This is a genomic window from Salidesulfovibrio brasiliensis JCM 12178, from assembly GCF_001311825.1.
GTDB lineage: Bacteria > Desulfobacterota > Desulfovibrionia > Desulfovibrionales > Desulfovibrionaceae > Pseudodesulfovibrio > Pseudodesulfovibrio brasiliensis.
On record NZ_BBCB01000147.1, the window covers coordinates 1 to 3141 of the forward strand.

General features: G+C 64.7%; 2 protein-coding genes and 1 pseudogene. All 3 read left to right on the forward strand.

Features of this window, described 5'->3' with window-relative positions; all coding sequences use genetic code 11:
- Positions 1 to 206: hypothetical protein (locus JCM12178_RS18900; RefSeq protein ID WP_174888045.1), on the forward strand; the 206-nt coding region annotated here is incomplete at its 5' end.
- Positions 170 to 1717, forward strand: coding sequence for a hypothetical protein (locus JCM12178_RS18905; RefSeq protein WP_054653185.1), 1548 nt, complete (start codon positions 170 to 172; stop codon positions 1715 to 1717). The genes JCM12178_RS18900 and JCM12178_RS18905, both read left to right, overlap by 37 nt.
- Positions 1638 to 3141: pseudogene (locus tag JCM12178_RS18910) on the forward strand (hypothetical protein); the annotation flags it as partial. The gene JCM12178_RS18905 and the pseudogene JCM12178_RS18910, both read left to right, overlap by 80 nt.

Here is a 3141-nt window from a genome sequence, read left to right on the forward strand (position 1 = left end):
GGGACATCGCTTCCGGCGTGCAGAGCTTCCGCGTGGCCCGCGTGGAGCGTGGCGGCGCGGAGCTGACCCTCAAGGAGACCGGCCATTCGGTCCGGCCCAGACAGCTCACCTCCAATGCCCTTGCGCCGGGGGCGATTGCACCGCCCGGCCATGACGGGCCAGCATCTACGTGGGGTCGGGCCGTCTCACCGAGTTTTCCGGCCTGAACGCCGAGGACGCGGTGGTCTTCATGGACTTGCGTTCCGGCAAGCGCTGGAACAACGCGGCCATGCTCGGCGCGCGGGCCATCGTGTTCGTGGGGCCGGAGAGCGACGTGGTCGCGGCGCGCAACCTCTTTTCCATCAAATACGAGCCCACGCCCGTGGACCTGCCGTTCTTCTGGCTCTCCGAGCCCGAGGCCGAGCGGCTCATGGGCGAGGGGTTCCGGGAGCGCGGTCCGAGCGCACTGGGCGCCTGCCGCCTGACCTCCAGGGCGTTCTGGAAGCGCGGGGAAGGCCGTAACGTTTGGGTGCACATTCCCGGCACCGACCCCGAGCTGAAGGACCAGTTGCTCATCGTACAGGCGTTTCACGACGCGGGCGGCTGGGTGGCCGGAGCCTCTCCGGGCGCGGATCAGGCCGCCTCCGCAGCCGCGCTGACGGAAATCGCCCGGATGTACGCCGAGTCCCCGCCGGGCAGGAGCGTGCTGCTCGTCTCTGTCGGAGCAAGCGCACAGGCACAGCTCGGCATGCGCGAGTTCACGCAGGCCTTTGCCGTGGACAAGGACGTGCTCGAAGAGCGGCGCGAGGAGCTTCGCGCCCGGCTTGAGGAGGCCGAGAAAACGCTGGAGCTTCTGGAACAGGAAGACCCGCTTTCCGAAACCAATCTTTCCGACTCCGAAACTCAGGAGCTGCTGCGCAAGGCATACCGCAAGGTCGTGCGCGACCGTGAAGACTCCCTGACCTCGGACCTGATGCGACTTCGGCTGCTCGGCAAACAGGCCGACCAGAAGCTCATCAAGTCGCTGGCCTCCCGGCGCATGACTCTCAAGCGGCTCCAGTGGGTGCAGTCCACGGGTGGCGATGTCGAGCTCGGTGCAGCGGAAAAGGAACTCCTTCGTACCTTCACGCCCACCATCAAGCGGCTGGAGCGCCGGGCCGTCATAGACACACGGGAGCAGAAGGCCGACCTTGAAAGTCTTTTTGCCCTGCGCGACATGGTAGAGGGCCGTCCGGTGGCCGCGCATGTCGCCCTGCACCTGTCCAGCCGTGGCGACGCGGTTGGCGGGTTTGACAAGGGCTGGCTCTACCACCTCAAACCGCAGGTCAACCGCACCCGCTTTTTCTCCGGCATCCATGACGTCATGACCGAGACGGCCAGGGCCCAGCCCGAACGACTCGGCAAGCTTTACGAGGGGACGCTCAGGCCCAACGCGGCTCGTTCGTGGCAGAGTTATCTGCCGGACAACCCTGAACTCGGCGGCGAGCCCATGGCCATTGCCGGGCTGCCGGGGTTCACGCTTGCCACGCTGCACGATGCCCGCTCCTCGTGGCACACGCCGTTCGACACCCCGGAAAAGGTGAACTTCGAGTATCTGGACCGCCAGTCCCTGCTGGTGCGGAAGCTGGTGGGCGCGTTGTCGCACGAGCCGCTGCGACGTGGGCAAGCGTGGCAAGAACCGCTACACCACCCTGACCGGACGGGCGCACCTCCTGCGCAAGGGCGAGATATTTCCTGACAAGCCCGGCACCGACGGGGTGATGCTGACCTTCCAGTGGACCACGCGGATGTATTCCATGGTGGACACGGCTGGCGTGTTTCGGGTTCCGGGCCTGTGCAACAAGAAGATCAGCTACCACAAGGCGGTTATCGAGGGCTTCGGTTTCGACCCGGAGACCGGGCTGGCCACATGGGCCATCAACAAGCCCAAGACCGGCAAGTCCAATTACCGTGTGAAGCTTGGACGTGCCCACATGAAGACCGGCCTGACGCTGTTCAACTGCAGCCAGACCACGGTGTTCGACATGTTCGACCCGCGCACTTTCAAGTACCTGTACCGGCCAAAGCTCATCGACGCCCGCACCGAGGCGCCGCCGGTGAACTACTGGTACAGCCGTCTCGACACGCGCTGGTCCACGCTCGGCACCCTGTTCCTCGAACCGGACACGCCCATCAAGCTGACCCTTTCCGACACGGTCATCGACAAGAAGGTGCTTCTGCTCAACGCGAATGAAAAACATCCGCTTGGCAGGGGGTATGTGGCCGAGAAGTGGCCGGTCATACCGCAGACCGAGTACCGCGCCGCCCGCGACATGTGGAGCCTGCTGGCTCCGCGTATCGACGCGCTGGAGAGCCGGGGCATTGTCAACGACCGCATCCGCGCCCTGTGGCAACGCGGTCTCGATGATTTGAATCGGGCGGAAACGCAGCGGGAAAGCAAGGATTGGCGTGGATTCGTGGAGTCTTCTCGGGCCTCGCTTGCCAAGGCGTCCCGCGTGTACAGCGATGTGGACCGCACCCAGCGGGACGTGTTGGTGGGCGTGTTGTTCTACGTGGCCCTGTTCATCCCCTTTGCCTACTGCATGGAGCGGCTGGTGTTCGGGTTCGCCGACATCAAGAAGCGCATCTGCGGTTTCCTCGGCATGCTCGGGCTGGTCATCGGCGCGGTCTATGCCGTGCACCCGGCCTTTGACCTGACGTACAGCCCGCTGGTGGTCATACTGGCCTTTTTCATCCTCGGCCTGTCGCTTTTGGTGGGCATGATCATCTTTTTCCGGTTCGAGCGCGAGATGGTGGACCTGCAGCGGCGATCCAAGCACGTGCGCATTTCCAACCTGAGCGCCACGGCCGCGTTCGGCGCAGCCTTCGCCCTCGGCGTGGGCAACCTGCGCAGGCGGCCCATCCGCACGGCCCTGACGCTGGCCACCCTGACCATCCTGACCTTCACCATCATGAACTTCACCACGGTCAAGTCCGTGCGCGAAAAGGGCTGGGCCAATTTCAAGGACTCCGCTCCGTATCAGGGGCTGATGCTCAAGTATTTCAACTGGCAGGACATGCCGCTTGAGGCACTCTCCGTGATTCGCTCCGCATGGGGCGATAACGGGGTTGTCGCGCCGAGGGCGTGGTACGCGCCGCACGACATGTCCCGCGCACCGCTCA